Origin of the sequence: Vibrio sp. PBL-C16, assembly GCF_034321865.1 — a bacterium.
GTDB lineage: Bacteria > Pseudomonadota > Gammaproteobacteria > Enterobacterales > Vibrionaceae > Vibrio > Vibrio alginolyticus.
The window spans coordinates 272,470-288,663 of the sequence record NZ_JAXLNY010000002.1; the positions used below are offsets into that span (position 1 = coordinate 272,470).

Consider the following 16,194-nt stretch of genomic DNA (forward strand, 5'->3'; position numbering starts at 1 on the left):
TAGGTTTGTGATTCGAGTATGTACTTGTCACACTTTGGGTTCCGAGTTCAGCCTTTTTCGTTAACCCCAAATACCGAAATGTTCTTGGGGTTAGTCCCTCACTATGAGGCGATCCAAACCATCCTAGCTGCCGTGCAAATGGGAGAAGGGGTGATTAAGGTGACGGGAGAAGTCGGCACTGGAAAAACCATGGTATGCCGTAAGCTGATCGAGCAGATTGAATCTGAAGTTGAGCTTATTTACTTACCCAATCCAGTGTTGAATGGGGAACAGTTGCAGTTTGTTGTCGCCAGAGAGTTAGGTATCGAGAACGATGATCCGCTGCGCATCGTTTCCCTCATTCAAGAGCACTTGATTCAAGTACATGCCTTGGGAAAGAAAACCGTCTTGATCGTTGATGAAGCGCAAGCTCTTTCCCCACAAGCTTTAGAAACATTGCGTCTATTTGGCAACCTAGAAACGGGACAAGATAAGCTCATTCAATTGGTGTTATTCGGACAACCTGAGTTGGATGAAAGATTGGCTAACCATGAGCTAAGGCAGTTTCGTCAACGCATTACGTTTAGCTGCCAGTTACGTCCTCTCTCTATCGATGAAGGCGTGGCTTACATCAATAATCGTTTAGATAAAGCAGGCAATGGGGCGCACATTTTTTCTATTGAACAGAAAAAAGCGATTTGGCGTTCATCCATGGGGATTCCGCGCTTGATAAACCAAATTAGCCACAAGTCGTTGCTTGCTGCATTTAATGAGCGTTGCACACTATTGAAAAATCATCACGTTTACGCCGCTATGCACGATACGTTTGATGCCCGTAAACCTAAGTTTAAAACACCCGTATTTTGGGGATGGAGTCAACCTTGAGTGCCATCAATAAAGCATTATCAGAACTTGCTGAAAAAACATCGCCGTCAGAGCTTACTCGTGCGGAGATTCCAAGTGTCTCACGCAGTAAACCTTGGCTTTGGCTTGTGGCCGGTTTTTCGTTAAGCCTTGCGGTCGGAAGCTGGGCGGTTTCTCGCGGTCCTGCCCCTTCAGGCGAGCTATCACAATTTCAAACCGACGCTATGCCATTGTCGTCTGTGAATGTCTCACCAATTGTTTCATCGGAGCGCACTCACTCGCCAACGAGTAAAATGACGCCCGATACAACTCAAGTGGTTTACACCAAACCAGCCACACAGCCGGTAGCGCAACAGCCTCACATGCAAGAGACTGATAGGTTCACGCCAAGATCTGAGATAAATACCGCCTCTGAAGAGGCAGTTTTACTCGCGCAGTTAGCAACGATGCCGAGCGAGGAGCAATACGATCACGTAACCCACACAACATCAGAAAACAGTTCAATGCGCATTGAGCAGGTTGAGCTTACTCACCGCCAATTATCTCTTAAAGCGGTTAGCCGAGCGGAAAAGGCACTCGATGCTAACGATATGCAAACGGCGTTATCGGCTTATGCCGAGGCGTTGCGTTATGAGCCAATGAATGCAGACACGCGTCAAAAGTTATCAGCGTTGTACTTTGGTAAAGGTGACACGCGTAAAGCATATGAGATTATTCAAGAAGGCATCAACCTAGATACGAACAACCAAGTACTCCGCTTGGCCTTGTCTAAGTTGTTAGTGAAAGCTAATCAACCTGAAGCGGCGCTGAGCCCGCTTGTTCATTTGCCTCCAGTACCAAGTCGAGATTACTTGGCGATGCGTGCGGCATTGGCACAAAAACACAAGCAAAATGACATTGCGCTTGAGAGCTATCAACTCCTCACTCAGCGTGAGCCGGAAAACGCGCGCTGGTGGTTAGGTTTGGCTATTCAACAAGAGCGCGCCCTGGCTTTTACTGCCGCGATTAACTCTTACAACCAAGCTCTGGGTAAAGTTGGCATTTCGAATCAATCGCAAGCATTTATCCGTGACCGTTTGAGCATCTTGAAAGAGTTGGAGAGCGCACAATGAAAATTCAGTTGAGAAAACGCTTGGGCGATCTTCTGGTTGAGGAAGGTATCGTCTCTGAAGAACAAATCCAGCAAGCACTAAACGCACAACGCAGTACCGGGCAGAAGTTAGGGGATGCGTTAATTGACCTTGGCTTTATTACTGAAAAGCAAATGTTGGACTTCTTGTCTCAGCAGCTTGGTTTGCCACTGATCGATCTTGGTCGTGCACCTGTGGATGCCGAAGCCGTGCAGATTTTACCTGAGGTACACGCACGTCGCTTACGTGCGATGGTCGTTGCTCGAAATGGGGACACACTGCGCGTTGCTATGAGTGACCCTGCGGACTTGTTCATCCAAGAATCATTGATGAACTTGTTAGGTCAATACAACCTTGAGTTCATTGTGGCTTCAGAGCGTCAGCTTATTTCAAGCTTTGACCGTTATTACCGCCGTACTAAAGAAATCGCCTCCTTTGCTGAACAGCTGCATGAAGAGCATAAAGATGTACAAAGCTTTGATTACGGTATTGATGAGGCCGACAGTGAAGAGGTTACCGTTGTAAAGCTGGTTAATTCCATGTTTGAAGATGCGGTACAGGTTGGAGCTTCGGATATTCATATTGAGCCAGACGATCAAGTGTTGCGTTTGCGCCAGCGTATTGATGGCGTATTGCATGAAACGCTCTTAAATGAAGTGAACATTGCATCGGCTTTGGTTCTTCGACTGAAGTTGATGGCACACCTAGATATTTCTGAAAAGCGCTTGCCACAAGATGGCCGATTCAATATCAAAGTTCGTGGCCAATCAATTGATATTCGTATGTCGACGTTACCAACGCAGTACGGAGAATCTGTGGTAATGCGTCTGCTTAACCAGTCCGCAGGTTTGCGTCCGTTAGAAGAGTCGGGCTTGCCGCCAGACTTGCTTGCTCGCTTACGTCGACAGTTGGCGCGTCCGCACGGCATGATTTTGGTTACCGGGCCGACAGGTTCAGGTAAAACCACCACGCTTTACGGCGCATTGAGTGAGCTCAACGAACCTGGGAAAAAGATCATTACAGCAGAGGACCCGGTTGAATATCGTCTGCCTCGCATCACTCAGGTACAGGTTAACAGTAAGATCGATCTAACTTTCTCGCGTGTTCTTAGAACCTTTTTACGTCAAGACCCAGACATCATTCTTGTTGGTGAGATGCGTGATCAAGAGACGGTAGAAATTGGTCTGCGAGCTGCACTAACGGGTCACTTAGTATTGAGCACTCTTCATACCAACGATGCTGTCGACAGTGCGTTACGTATGATCGATATGGGGGCGCCGGGTTACTTGGTTGCTAGTGCGGTCAGAGCCGTGGTGGCGCAGCGTCTTGTGCGCCGAGTTTGCCCAGATTGTAAAACAGAAGATCACTTAGATGAGTCTCGCCAGCAGTGGTTAGCTGGGCGTTTCCCAAATCAAGTTAGCACCATTTTTTATAAAGGCGCAGGTTGCCAAAACTGTAACTTGACTGGTTATCGAGGCCGAATCGGTGTGTTTGAAATGCTCGAACTTGAGCAAGAGATGATGGATAAATTGCGCGCTAATGATGCGGTTGGCTTTGCGCAAGCCGCGCGCCGCTCAGAAAACTATAAGCCACTGCTTGCTTCTGCAATGGAACTGGCGCTACAAGGCACCGTCAGTTTGGACGAAGTGATGACCCTAGGTGAGGGTGATGCTTCTGGTAAGACTGATCCCATTTTCATATAGGTAAGTGAATGCCAACTTTTCGTTATCAAGGCCGCACGCTAGACGGCTCATCCACTAACGGCAAAATCGAAGCAGTGAACTCAGAAGCTGCGGCGGAAGCATTGATGAACAAAGGGGTCATCCCGCTCAATGTACGTTTAGAGAAAGAGTCGGCAAAAAGCCAAGTGAGCTTGTCTAAGCTGTTTGTGCCTGCTATTCCGTTGGAAGTAATTATTCTTTTCTCTCGTCAGTTGTTTAGTTTGACTAAAGCTGGCGTACCTTTGCTGCGCTCTATGCGTGGCTTGTTGCAAAATTGCGAAAACAAACAGCTCAAAGAGGCGCTAGAAGATGTCGTTTCTGAACTGAGTAATGGCCGAGGTTTGTCTTCTGCGATGCAGCAACACAGTAAAGTATTCAGCCCACTGTTCGTTTCTATGATCAACGTCGGTGAGAATACGGGTCGGCTTGACCAAGCGCTATTGCAACTGGCGAATTACTACGAACAGGAACTTGAGACTCGCAAACGCATTAAAGCGGCGATGCGTTATCCAACGTTTGTCATTATCTTTATCACCATCGCCATGTTTGTATTGAATATCTTGGTGATCCCTGAGTTTGCATCGATGTTCACGCGCTTTGGTGTTGAGCTACCATTGCCGACGCGTATTTTGATCGCGACTTCTAATTTCTTTGTTAATTATTGGGTGTTGCTGGTTGTGGCAATGATTGGCGCGTTTACGGTGTTCAGAGCGTGGGTGGCGACGGCTGATGGTCGGGAGAAGTTCGATAAGTTTCGGCTTCGGCTGCCAATTGTAGGCGATATCGTTAATCGTGCGCAGCTTTCTCGTTTTGCCAGAACCTTTTCGTTGATGCTGAAATCAGGTGTGCCACTTAACCAGTCTTTGGCTTTGGCCGGGGAAGCCTTAGGGAACCGTTTTTTAGAAAACCGAATTCTTGAGATGAAGTCCGCAATTGAAGCGGGTAGCACCATTTCAGTGACGGCCATCAACAGTAAAATATTCACCCCATTGGTGATTCAGATGATTGCAGTAGGTGAAGAAACTGGTCGTATTGATGAGTTGCTGCTGGAGGTGTCGGACTTTTACGATCGAGAAGTCGATTACGATCTAAAAACGCTGACCGCAAGAATAGAACCATTACTTTTGGTGATTGTCGCAGGCATGGTCATGGTGCTGGCATTGGGTATCTTCTTACCAATGTGGGGAATGCTCGACATCATCAAAGGCGGCTAATAGGTGGTTGAAAATCAAAGCCGAGCAACGCTTATTGTGTTTGGGGTTATTGCTACGATTATGGCGGTGGGTTTGGCGGTCAAATTACGTCCTGTTACCGAGCAAGCACAAGTAACTGGAGCGAAGTTAGCGAGAGTTTGGATGCAAGACAGTGTTCAGCGTTATCGTCAAGCTTGGCTAGTACAAGGCGAGCCAGAACATATGCTGATGGATGGTTTTAACCTTACTATGACTGAGGACGGGTTAGTGTCTCCCTTTACTCAGCAAGGTGTATTAGATTGTGGTTATTGGCTAGCGGTGCATTACCCCCAACGTAAAATAATGACCAACAAGTTAATAGATATCAGTGGAGCCATCAAAACTGATCGTTATGTCTGTCACTACACTTATGAAAATGGTCAGTCGATTGTAGTTATCTCAACTGCTAATCAACTGAAAATAGACGTCGAAATGTCGGCGGAGTGAATTTTTTGACACCTAAGCACTATAATTGGTAATGAAAGTCGGTATAATGCAATCATTACCATAAGTAACAGGCTGTAATAGTGGGTAAACAATAATGTGTTTTTCTCATTGCAGCATGAACTGAATAATGGCGAATCGTCATTCTGCTCAAGCGGTAGATACAGTATCCACTTCACGGTCAGTTTTAGTGAACGTTGCTGCCCCAAACCGTTTTGACAATATCCAAAATGGTCGCGTGACCTAAACGAAACTTTGCAGTTGTACTGCATGCTTACATAGAGAGAGTAAACAATGAAAAGACAAGGTGGTTTCACCCTTATCGAATTGGTAGTGGTAATTGTAATCCTAGGTATTCTAGCGGTAACTGCAGCACCACGTTTCCTTAACCTACAAGATGATGCTCGAGCTTCTGCACTTCAAGGTCTGAAAGGCGCGATTGATGGGGCTTCAGGCATTGTATATGGTAAGGCAGCAATCAAGAGCCAAGAAACTGGTGAAAATGGAGCGATTAGTGTTGCTGGCTCAACTTTACAGCTGGATTATGGTTACCCTGAAGCAACTACAGAGGCTCTTAAGCTAGCGGTCGATGGTATTGATTCTGGAGACTGGGAGCTTATTGCAGACAATAGCGATAAAGATCCTGCAAACATGGTATACGGCATTAAAGGCTACAGTAAGAGCTGTGTTAGATACACTGCTGCTACAGGTGATAACACTCCAGCGAAAACTGAGATTGTTGCTAGTTCTGCAGTATGTACTAAGTAATACATTGATAAAAGGCCAGCTAGTCTGGCCTTTATCTCTCTACTTTGGTGAATTTCGGAATAGTTCATATGCGTAAATCATCGGGTCTTAGTGCAATAGAGTTTGTAGTTGTGCTGATGATCTTAGGTGTGTCGGTTATGTGGTATTACCAAGATTTATCAGCTTTGAGCCAGAAACTTACGAAGCGAAGTGGGAGAAAACTAAGCAGACCGCAGAGCATGTTTCTGAGACGCTGAGCAATAAAGAAACTTAAGAATCGAATAGAAGAAGAGATTGGCCGTTCAAAAGGGCAAAATAACTAGATATTGGTCATTTGTTCGTCTGTTCACATTTCGAATCGAAAAATTATAAACCTATCATTAATCTCATAATATCATCGTATACTTATCTCGCCTGTTCTAAGCCTAAGGTTGGGTTATGAAAATTCGCAGCTCTGCATTAGGGTTCACGTTAATGGAGTTAATCCTCATGATTGTTCTCCTCTCTATCCTTTCACTTTTTGCAGCCAGCCGTTTTATGGGCTCTGGCAGTTTCTCTGCATATGCATTACAAGAACGCGTGATTTCTGTAATTCGCCAAGTGCAGGTGAATCGTATGCAGTCGAATGTTGCAAGTCCGGATAACAACTTTCGTTTGCTAGTTTCTAGCTCATGTGTTGGTTCAGTTGCTGCCTGCGCACTAACAGGCAGTGTACAAGATGCTCGTAGTGATGTGGTTATCGATAAGTCCGCAAATTTTTCTGTTATCAGCGGTGCCGCAAATACAGTTAATTTTAACCTTCTCGGCAATCCTGTAAGCGGTGCTGTAAACATCTTAATTGAAGATAAACATGGTCGAAGCCGCTGCCAAGTTGAAATTAATTCTCAAGGTTATGTTTCTAAAGGTACATGCTCATGAAGAAATCTAGTGGCATGACTTTAATAGAAATGATCATCGCGATTGTTTTAATGGGCATTGCGATGGTGGCGTTTACTTCTTTTCTTGTCCCTCAAATTCGAGACTCAGCTATACCTCATTATCAAACCCGCGCGGCCGCATTAGGCCAAGGTTTCATGTCTCAGATATTGGCGCGAGGCTTCGATGAAAACAGCGACTTTGATGGTGGCACCGTTCGGTGTGGTGAGAATGGAGTGAGCTGCACTGACGTAAATAAATTAGGTGCGGATAAAAAACTAGACGGTTCCTTGGAAACAACGCCTAGTGATTTCAATGATGTCGATGACTATATCGGGTGTTGGAGCACATCTACAACGGTTTCTCAGTGTGATGGTATCCCTAGAGGGAATATTAGTGATGTACTTGGTGCGGACAGTACTGAGCAGTACAAAAACTTTAGATTAGAAATTAGCGTTGCCTATGATGATCTGACGGATAAAGCTCCCGATGAAATAACCGAATACAAAAAAGTAACATTAAGGATTTTTGCGGGGAACACGCAGCCCCTTACTTTAACAGCTATTAAGGGGAACTACTGATGAAAGATCGTGGTTTCACCTTAATGGAAATGATAGTTACGATTGTGGTCGGCAGCTTCATCATGTTGGGGATAGCTGGGTATGTCCAGTTAGGAATGAAAGGTTACGCTGATACTATCGATCGCCAACGAATACAAACACAGGCTCAGTTTGTTTTAGAAAAGATGACGCGTGAAATCCGCCATGCTGTACCTAATAGTTTTCATGTGCCAAAAGGAACAACTAATTGTCTAGAGTTTGTGCCGATTGAATATTCTGGTTTTTACATGTTTAAGAATAACGACTTAGAGTTTTTGCTAGGTAATGACTCAACGCTTAATCCTATTCCTGCGAATCGCAGGATGGTGATAAATCCGAGCCGATATGAAGATTTACAATCAACTTCTTCGCGAAATATAGCCATTGGTGGTTTAGCTAAAACAGGTAAGGTTTTTGTTGTTAGTGGGGGGGCAAGTACGATTACGGGATCCTCTGTTTCTAGCCGTCTTTATATTTATCAAGAGAAGTCGGAGATTCGCTACTGTTTTGATACCAAGCGAGTTACGCGAAATGGTATTACGGTTGCGGATAGTGTCGATACGTCCGTAAGTGGTATGCGTTATCTAGAGCCAACTCTGCAACGAGGTGGTTTAGTTCATATCAATTTAGAGTTTGAGCAGGATGGTGAACGTAGTGTGTATCAACAAGATGTGCAGGTGCTCAATGTCCCATAGAAGAAACTCCAGCGGAAATGTACTAATCATCGTGTTGTTCGTCATTATTGTAATGGGATATTTGGCTTCCTCTTTAATGAAAGTTACATGGTCGAATCAAAGCGGATTAACAAGAGAGTTTTTGGGAACAAAAGCTTGGTTTGTTGCTCAGTCCGCCAATGAGTGGGCACTGACCAAGATGTATCCGTTAGATACAAGTACAACAGATATCGAGACCGTATGCAGTGGGGAGGTTAGCGGTGCCGTTCCGCCGGTAGCTGTGGGAAGTGGGTGCAAGGTTAATGCGATGGCATGTACAAATATAGGTACTTTCAATGAGGGTACCCCTGACGCTGAATCTCTTTTTAAGGTGCAGGCCACGGCAACGTGTGGTTCTGGGGTTATACAGGTACAGCGTCAGCAAGAAGTTTGGGTTAGGGATTAGGATAATGAAAAGAATAATAATTACTGCTTTATTCGTCAGTTTGTTTTCTTCTGAAAGTTTTTCTGCTGTTCCAAATGATATGACTCCATATTGGTCGATTAGTCAGGGGAAAATGAAAGCCAGAGGGAGCTTCTGTGGTGGGTATTATTATGATTTTGGCAACTATATTTGTCCCAATGGTCTTACAATGAATGTAGGCCAGTCAGTCAACGCTTACCGTGATATCAACATTCATGTTTATGGTGGTGTTGAACTTAAAGGAAAAAATACTTTAGGAAGCAGTGAACATTCGATCAATATCCTATCCAAGAACAGCGATTTCAAAGGTAAAAATGACATTGAAATTTTTGGGCGTGTGGAGTCTTTCGGTGCAGTTGAACTCAAGAACGATATTAAGGTTCACGGTTTAATCTACGTATCCCACGGAAAGGTGCTTCTTGAAGATGCAGAAGTACAAGGCAATGTTACCAGTTACTCTGATGGTATTGAGATAAAAGGTAAAAGGAATGTCATTAATGGCAGTGTTGAGGGGGCTAAAGACGTAACTCTCTCGAAAGTAACAGTGAATGGCAATGTTACGAGTACGGGTGGACAAATTAAAACGGAGAGCAATGGTAACAGGATTCATGGTGATGTTATAGCGCATGGTGATATAACGTTGAAGAAGACGGTTGTCGAGGGGAAAGTTACAAGTCAAGGCGGTGAAGTAAAGACAGAATCAAATGAAAATGAAATTCAAGGTGATGTTTGGGCACGAAGCAAAGTTACTTTAAAACAAACGAAAGTTACTGGGGATGTAACTAGTGAAGGTCACGAGGTGATCCTAGAGAGCCATAACCAAGTACACGGAAATATTCTCGCTCTACATAAAGTCGATATTAAAAACTCATTGGTTTGTGGCCGGGTAGAATCAACAGGTAGCGAAGTATCGTTGACTAACTCTAAACTCGATCAAAATCGAGGTGTTTATACTCTTAGTGAAGCGATTCAGTCCCACGGGAAAGCCACAGTAAAAAGCTCGACCGTCTGTGGTTCTGTTAACTCAAAATCACATTCTTACGAGTACAATGATAGTGACATTTATTGTGGTGTAGATGATCCCAACTGTCAGCCCCCCCAGACCGGAGAGTGCCCAATAGAGGCTGTAGCCTCACTTTGTCCTGAATTAGTTCCTGTTATTCCTCCAACACAGCAATGTTCACTATTACCAGAAGAAAACTTCAATTCAGGTTCATTGTCAAACTGGTCGGTGATGGGCTTTGGTACCAGTGACGAGCCCCATATCTCTGATGGACGTTTCATCTTAAACTCAAATAAACCAGAGCAGGCAACAGCCTCTGCATATAACTATATTTTTCCGTCAGATCAGAACTATTTAGAGATTGAGTTTGATCACAATGCATATGGTGGGAATGGTGCTGACGGTGTTGCGCTGGTGATTTCTGATGCGAGTGTCCCTCCTCAAACCGGGGCATTTGGTGGTCCGCTTGGTTACGGGATGAAGCTTCTAAAGAATCACTACCCTGAAGTCTCCAAAGATGTAGAAGGCTTTGCTGGTGGCTGGCTAGGTATTGGTATTGATGAGTTTGGTAACTACATTCGTGAAGGGAGCGAGAAAATCGTTTCAAATAGTGTTGCTGATAATGTTGGGGTGCGTGGACAGGGCGTCCAAGATGCGAATGGTAAGTGGTTGAAAGGTTATCCGTATATCACTGGCAAAAAATACAGCAGCTCGTTGGATAATCGAAAAGGTAAAGAGAAACTGCATCGTTATAAAGTAGTTTTAAATTCGCGTAACACCGATACGATAACGCTGGCTGTATTTCGAAAAGTCGGAAAAAATGGCGGATGGGATCCTGTTATCGAAGAGTTTAACGTTTTGAAAAAAGGTGGTTTTAACTATATTCCAGATAACTTCCGTCTGTCGGTAACGGCATCCACAGGTATGCTTACCAATACGCATGATATTGATAACTTCCGAGTCTGTGCGGACAAGTACTCGCGATTAACAGATGGTATTCATCATTTCGAGTTTGACTACTCAGGCTCAGGCAGTACGTGTCAGGCTTCTGATGTGACACTTAGAGCTTGTATGAATGAAAGTTGTTCTGAGCAATATCCTAGAGATGCATACGATGATGGCAGCTTAACGCCTCTCTCTGTCACTTTACTTCCATCTACTGGCAATAATGTTGCCAACTGGGTTGGTGGTACAAATGTACAGTTTGAGAATGAAACTCAGCTTGAGCTGCAAGGTTCAAGAGCTGGCGATATTACTTTGGGTATCGATCAAAGTTCCGTACCACAGTTTGGCTTTGAAGGGGCACGATGTCGAATTAATGGCGGGCCACTATCTGCTAACAACTGTAATGTAACCTTCGCTTCAAATGTGCTTGCGGTGAATGTTAATGATGTAGTTGCTAGTCGCGAAACTACGGGGGAGGACTACCTATCGTTTTGTTCAACTCGAACTGAAGACGGCGGTGAATCTCGCGGTGTTAATATGTCGATTGATTATGAAGTGGCACCGATCGATAGCTCTCAACCTGTCGTGATTTCTTACAAGAAAAAAGTGAAAGATCAGGCTGTGGAATGGAGTTCAAATGTCGAGCTAACCAGAGCTAATAAATACCTGCCTAATGTTTATTTTGATGATGAAGGCAAGGCATTCTTTAAGTTGAGATACTCTGAAGCTGGAAAGGTCAAACTTAAAGCCAGTGTTGAAGGTGTTGATGACTCGGATGGATTCGGCAGCTTCGTTAGTTTTCCTTCAAAACTGAAAGTTACTGCAAAGAGTGGTGATAAGAGCGGAGAGTGCACCAACAGTAAAAATGGCTGCTCTTCGGGGTTTGTTGCTGCTGGTGAAGTTTTTGAGTTAACCATCTCGGCATTGCAAGATGATGATACGGTTGCTGAGAACTATCAAGAGAAGACTATTACGGTTAGTAATAAAGTGAAGTACCCGTCTAATGGTTCATTAGCCAAACTTCTAAATGAGAAGCTACCAGAATCAAGTAAATGGTCTCGTGGCAGTGTGACGTTTGATCAATCGGTTTCAGAAGTCGGTGTTTTCGAGCTTATTGCTGAGGCACCAGTTGCTAAAGATGAAAATGGCGATGATATTGGCACATCTCTATATCTTGGTAGTAATGCATTTAAAATAGCCGATGGTAAGTCAACCATTGGGCGCTTCTATCCGGATTACTTTAAAGTCACCGGGACAGAGTGGACCTACCCTGATAATCAGAATCAATCTGTATATATGGGACAGAATTTTGAATCGGTTAAGTTTGAAGTCACAGCATATAACGCTAACGGTTACACAACTCAAAATTATGGTGGTTTTGCCAATTCTTTAAAAGCAGATTTGTATTTGGCTGGTGGTTACTCAGATAGACTTAGCATTTTGGATTCCGATTTGACTAGTGATAACTGGTCGGGAGCTGTGTGGAGCAAAACTTGGGATAACTCAGTTTATTGGCGTAAAGATTTATCTTTGCCGAGTCCCGATGGTCCATTTAATTCAAAACTACCGGCAGACAAGGATAGTTCCATCGAAACGTCTATTTCGCTTTCACTTAATAATAATGGAACTAAAGTATCTGGCTATGTTGATCCTACGATGTTCTTAAAAGAAGGGCAAAATAGCACTGAAGATAGAATGGTTTCGCAACAGCTACTATCGCAACCTGATGTCAGGTTTGGTCGCATAGCTCTGGATGATGTGGGAGTGAATCAGGGTAAATCTGTTAATATCCCCCTTAGAGTGGAGTATTGGAGAGATACCCGATTCGTTTTAAACAGTAAGGATAACGGGACAACAGTGTCCCCAACTCTAAAAAGCCAGGAGCCAGTTTGGCCTGATGATGGCTCCGACTGCGACATTTTACTTGAAGGCGTCAGAACGACGGTTAACGATGGTGCCATGCGTGAACTTATTGCTAAGCAAGAGCGCGCAGACTGTGGACGTCAACAAGCTGAAGTTTGGCTTAATCTCGACCCTAGTGGTAACAACCTCCCTTGGCTCAAATACGACTGGGACAATGATGGCTCCGAAGAAAACCCATCCTCCGTCGTCACCTTCGGTATTCACCGTGGTAATGACCGTGTGATTTACCGTGGTGAGCCAGGGTTAACCGGACAGTAACAACTTAGGTTTTTGCCCTTAAGTTAGGAAACTGCAAGAAATTGAGGCTTTCTGCTCATGTTTGTGTACCAATACCTTGCTGTGACAGCGAGGCATTGGTACATTTAGAGCAATTTTTGTCTTCTATATTTTTGCAGGATGAGCGAAGAGTATGTTTAAGAAACTTCGTGGCATGTTTTCTAACGATCTATCTATCGATTTAGGTACAGCCAACACTCTAATTTACGTAAAAGGGCAAGGAATTGTCCTTGATGAACCTTCTGTAGTTGCTATTCGTCAAGATCGTGTAGGTTCTGCAAAAAGCGTTGCTGCAGTCGGTCACGCAGCAAAACAGATGCTTGGTCGTACACCTGGCAACATTTCCGCTATCCGCCCAATGAAAGACGGCGTAATCGCTGACTTCTACGTAACCGAAAAAATGCTTCAGCACTTTATCAAGCAAGTGCACGATAACAGCATCCTAAAGCCAAGCCCACGTGTTCTTGTTTGTGTTCCTTGTGGTTCTACCCAAGTTGAGCGTCGCGCAATTCGTGAATCAGCACTTGGTGCTGGTGCCCGTGAAGTTTACCTAATCGACGAGCCAATGGCGGCGGCAATTGGTGCTGGTTTACGCGTATCTGAGCCGACAGGTTCAATGGTGGTCGATATCGGTGGTGGTACAACTGAAGTTGCCGTTATCTCTCTAAACGGTGTGGTTTACTCATCGTCTGTACGTATCGGTGGTGACCGCTTTGATGAAGCTGTGATCAACTACGTACGTCGTAACTACGGCAGCTTGATTGGTGAAGCAACGGCTGAAAAGATCAAACACGAAATCGGTTCTGCTTACCCAGGTGATGAAGTTCAAGAGATTGAAGTTCGCGGTCGTAACCTTGCAGAGGGTGTGCCACGAAGCTTTAGCTTGAACTCAAACGAGATCCTAGAAGCGCTTCAAGAGCCGCTATCTGGCATCGTATCAGCAGTCATGGTTGCACTAGAACAGTGCCCACCAGAGCTTGCTTCAGACATTTCTGAAAACGGTATGGTACTAACCGGTGGTGGTGCACTACTTAAAGACCTAGACCGTCTGCTAATGGAAGAAACTGGTATTCCTGTGGTTATCGCGGAAGATCCACTAACGTGTGTGGCTCGTGGTGGCGGTAAAGCTCTAGAAATGATCGACATGCACGGTGGCGATCTGTTCTCTGAAGAATAAAGGTTTAGGTGAAGCTCATGTCGGGCTTCACCTTCATTTCTGCTCTCTCTGTAATTCAAACATGCTCCATACCTAAAAGTATTTAGTTAAGTATTTTTAGGTTGCCAAGTAAGGCTCAATAATCATGGAAGCAATCAGGTCAAAAACAAGATGAAACCGATTTTCGGCAGAGGTCCGTCTCTGCAATTACGTCTGTTTTTTGCTGTCATCGTGTCGGCGAGCTTAATGCTGGCCGATAGTCGTCTAGATACGTTTTCCAACGTTCGATACCTACTAAACAGTATGGTTGCACCGATTCAGTACGCAGCGAATTTACCTCGTAGTATGTTCGATGGAGTATTTGAACGTTTTAATTCTCATCAGGCATTGGTTGAAGGCAATCGCAGCTTAAAGCGAGAAGTGCTACGCCTGAAAAGCGAGCTTATCTTGCTCGACCAATATAAAGAAGAAAACCAACGCTTACGTAAGTTGTTAGGATCTTCATTTGTCCGTGATGAAAAGAAAGTCGTGACAGAAGTAATGGCGGTTGATACTTCACCTTATCGTCATCAAGTGGTGATCGATAAAGGCCGTATTGATGGTGTTTACGTTGGTCAGCCTGTTATCAATGAGAAAGGCATCGTTGGTCAGGTCACGTTTGTCGCAGCGCACAACGCACGTGTTCTGCTGCTAACGGACGCGAAAAATGCAATTCCTGTCCAGGTGATCCGCAATGATATCCGAGTGATCGCATCGGGCAATGGTGAAATGGATGAAATCCAACTGGAGCACATTCCAACCAGCACAGATATTCAGGTTGGTGATTTATTGGTGACATCCGGTTTAGGTGGCATTTACCCTGAGGGATACCCAGTCGCGACGGTTACCAATGTGGATCACGATACGCGTCAAGAGTTCGCTTCAATCAAGGCTGAGCCGGTTGTGGAGTTTGATCGCTTACGCTACCTACTGCTGATTTGGCCGAATGAAGACCGTCAACACAAAGTACTGCGGTCCAATGTAGATGAAGGGTTAGAGCAAGAACAAGAGGTAACCGATGGCCAATAATGTATTGAGTAGCCGAATGGTGATTGGCGTCAGTTTCTTCGTTGCGCTGGTACTGCAAACCATTCCATGGCCAGGTGTGTTAGATGTGTTACGCCCTTCATGGTTGTTCCTTGTTACGTGTTATTGGGTGTTGGCACTACCGCACCGAGTGAACGTCGGAACTGCGCTAGTGTTGGGCTTATTATGGGATATCTTGATCGGCTCAACGCTTGGAATTCGTGGCATGATGATGTCGATCGTTATCTACCTCGTGGCGCTGAATTTCCTGTTGATTCGCAACATGGCTTTGTGGCAACAGTCGATTTTAATTGCCTTTTTTACTGCGTTATTGGAAGTTTTGATATTCTGTGGGGAATATTTGAACCAGGACGTAGTATTTAATCCATTATCTCTGTGGACGGCGGCAATAAACTGTATACTTTGGCCATGGATGTTTTTATTAATGCGACGAGTTCGTCGTGCATGGCACGTAAGGTAAAGCGGTGAAGAAAAGCTTATCTCTCGTTCTCGCATCGGGTTCTCCGAGAAGAAAAGAGCTGCTTGCTCAACTGGGTTATGATTTTGAGATCGTATTGCCTGATATTGAGGAAGCCAAACAGGCTCATGAGCAAGCACGAGATTACGTGTTGCGTCTTTCTTTGGAAAAAGCTCAGGCAGGCTTAGCGTTGGCTAAGCCTGATTCCGTTGTATTGGGCTCTGATACGGTCGTAGTATGCGATGACCGTGTGCTAGAAAAACCAAAAAGTTTTGAAGATTCAAAGCGTATGCTTACTGACTTATCGGGTCGTCGTCATCAAGTGATGACTGCGGTGAGCGTTGTATCATCGGAACAACAACATTCAGTGGTCGTTACCACTGACGTGTGGTTCAAACCACTGACTCACGAAGAAATCGAACAATATTGGCAGTCAGGAGAGCCATGCGATAAAGCTGGAAGTTATGGTATTCAGGGACTCGGAGGGCGATTTGTCACCCGAATCGAAGGCAGTTATCACGCTGTAGTAGGCTTACCTTTGTTCGAAACCGATCAGCTAATTCAAGAATTTTTATAATTG

The 16,194-nt window shown here is 44.7% G+C and carries 15 protein-coding genes and 1 pseudogene; all 16 read left to right on the forward strand.

Annotated features, from left to right (window positions below; all coding sequences use genetic code 11):
* The first annotated feature begins 18 nt into the window (after window positions 1-18).
* The 16 genes and pseudogenes from UQW94_RS09470 (at window position 19) to UQW94_RS09545 (ending at window position 16,191) form a co-directional block, all read left to right on the forward strand.
* Complete coding sequence (locus tag UQW94_RS09470; RefSeq protein WP_322142210.1) at window positions 19-864, forward strand: ExeA family protein; 846 nt, start codon at window positions 19-21, stop codon at window positions 862-864.
* Complete coding sequence (locus UQW94_RS09475; protein WP_213874924.1) at window positions 861-1,955, forward strand: tetratricopeptide repeat protein; 1,095 nt, start codon at window positions 861-863, stop codon at window positions 1,953-1,955. Before UQW94_RS09470 ends, UQW94_RS09475 begins: the two co-directional genes overlap by 4 nt.
* Window positions 1,952-3,676: a GspE/PulE family protein gene (locus tag UQW94_RS09480; protein WP_005381188.1), complete on the forward strand. Its 1,725-nt coding sequence runs from the start codon at window positions 1,952-1,954 to the stop codon at window positions 3,674-3,676. Before UQW94_RS09475 ends, UQW94_RS09480 begins: the two co-directional genes overlap by 4 nt.
* Before the next feature lie 8 nt (window positions 3,677-3,684).
* Complete coding sequence (locus tag UQW94_RS09485) at window positions 3,685-4,908, forward strand: type II secretion system F family protein (RefSeq protein ID WP_005381186.1); 1,224 nt, start codon at window positions 3,685-3,687, stop codon at window positions 4,906-4,908.
* A gap of 3 nt (window positions 4,909-4,911) precedes the next feature.
* Window positions 4,912-5,373 carry a hypothetical protein gene (locus UQW94_RS09490; RefSeq protein ID WP_031781206.1) on the forward strand — a complete coding sequence of 154 codons (462 nt, stop codon included), beginning with the start codon at window positions 4,912-4,914 and terminating at the stop codon, window positions 5,371-5,373.
* A 291-nt stretch (window positions 5,374-5,664) separates the two neighbouring features.
* Window positions 5,665-6,138: a type II secretion system protein gene (locus UQW94_RS09495; RefSeq protein ID WP_115386317.1), complete on the forward strand. Its 474-nt coding sequence runs from the start codon at window positions 5,665-5,667 to the stop codon at window positions 6,136-6,138.
* A 68-nt stretch (window positions 6,139-6,206) separates the two neighbouring features.
* Window positions 6,207-6,440 (forward strand): annotated as a pseudogene (locus UQW94_RS09500) (pilus assembly FimT family protein).
* A gap of 115 nt (window positions 6,441-6,555) precedes the next feature.
* Window positions 6,556-7,035, forward strand: a complete 480-nt coding sequence (locus UQW94_RS09505) for a type II secretion system protein (protein ID WP_318132419.1) — start codon at window positions 6,556-6,558, stop codon at window positions 7,033-7,035.
* Complete coding sequence (locus UQW94_RS09510) at window positions 7,032-7,613, forward strand: type II secretion system protein (protein WP_318132420.1); 582 nt, start codon at window positions 7,032-7,034, stop codon at window positions 7,611-7,613. The genes UQW94_RS09505 and UQW94_RS09510 overlap by 4 nt, the downstream gene beginning before the upstream one ends.
* Entirely contained in the window at window positions 7,613-8,326 is a 714-nt protein-coding gene (locus UQW94_RS09515) for a PilW family protein (RefSeq protein ID WP_318132421.1), read from the forward strand. The genes UQW94_RS09510 and UQW94_RS09515 overlap by 1 nt, the downstream gene beginning before the upstream one ends.
* The gene (locus tag UQW94_RS09520; RefSeq protein ID WP_322142211.1) at window positions 8,316-8,750 is read left to right on the forward strand and encodes an MSHA biogenesis protein MshP; all 435 of its coding nucleotides are present in this window, start codon (window positions 8,316-8,318) and stop codon (window positions 8,748-8,750) included. The genes UQW94_RS09515 and UQW94_RS09520 overlap by 11 nt, the downstream gene beginning before the upstream one ends.
* The gene (locus tag UQW94_RS09525) at window positions 8,641-12,897 is read left to right on the forward strand and encodes a DUF6701 domain-containing protein (RefSeq protein ID WP_322142212.1); all 4,257 of its coding nucleotides are present in this window, start codon (window positions 8,641-8,643) and stop codon (window positions 12,895-12,897) included. The genes UQW94_RS09520 and UQW94_RS09525 overlap by 110 nt, the downstream gene beginning before the upstream one ends.
* A gap of 151 nt (window positions 12,898-13,048) precedes the next feature.
* On the forward strand, window positions 13,049-14,092 hold the full coding sequence (locus tag UQW94_RS09530; RefSeq protein WP_005381144.1) for a rod shape-determining protein: 1,044 nt from the start codon (window positions 13,049-13,051) through the stop codon (window positions 14,090-14,092).
* 150 nt (window positions 14,093-14,242) lie between these two features.
* On the forward strand, window positions 14,243-15,139 hold the full coding sequence (gene mreC, locus UQW94_RS09535; RefSeq protein WP_005381142.1) for a rod shape-determining protein MreC: 897 nt from the start codon (window positions 14,243-14,245) through the stop codon (window positions 15,137-15,139).
* Window positions 15,129-15,617 (forward strand): rod shape-determining protein MreD, encoded by a 489-nt coding sequence (mreD, locus tag UQW94_RS09540; protein ID WP_005381141.1) that lies wholly within the window; start codon window positions 15,129-15,131, stop codon window positions 15,615-15,617. The genes mreC and mreD overlap by 11 nt, the downstream gene beginning before the upstream one ends.
* 4 nt (window positions 15,618-15,621) lie before the next feature.
* Entirely contained in the window at window positions 15,622-16,191 is a 570-nt protein-coding gene (locus UQW94_RS09545; RefSeq protein ID WP_005381139.1) for a Maf family protein, read from the forward strand.
* The last annotated feature ends 3 nt before the right edge of the window (window positions 16,192-16,194 follow it).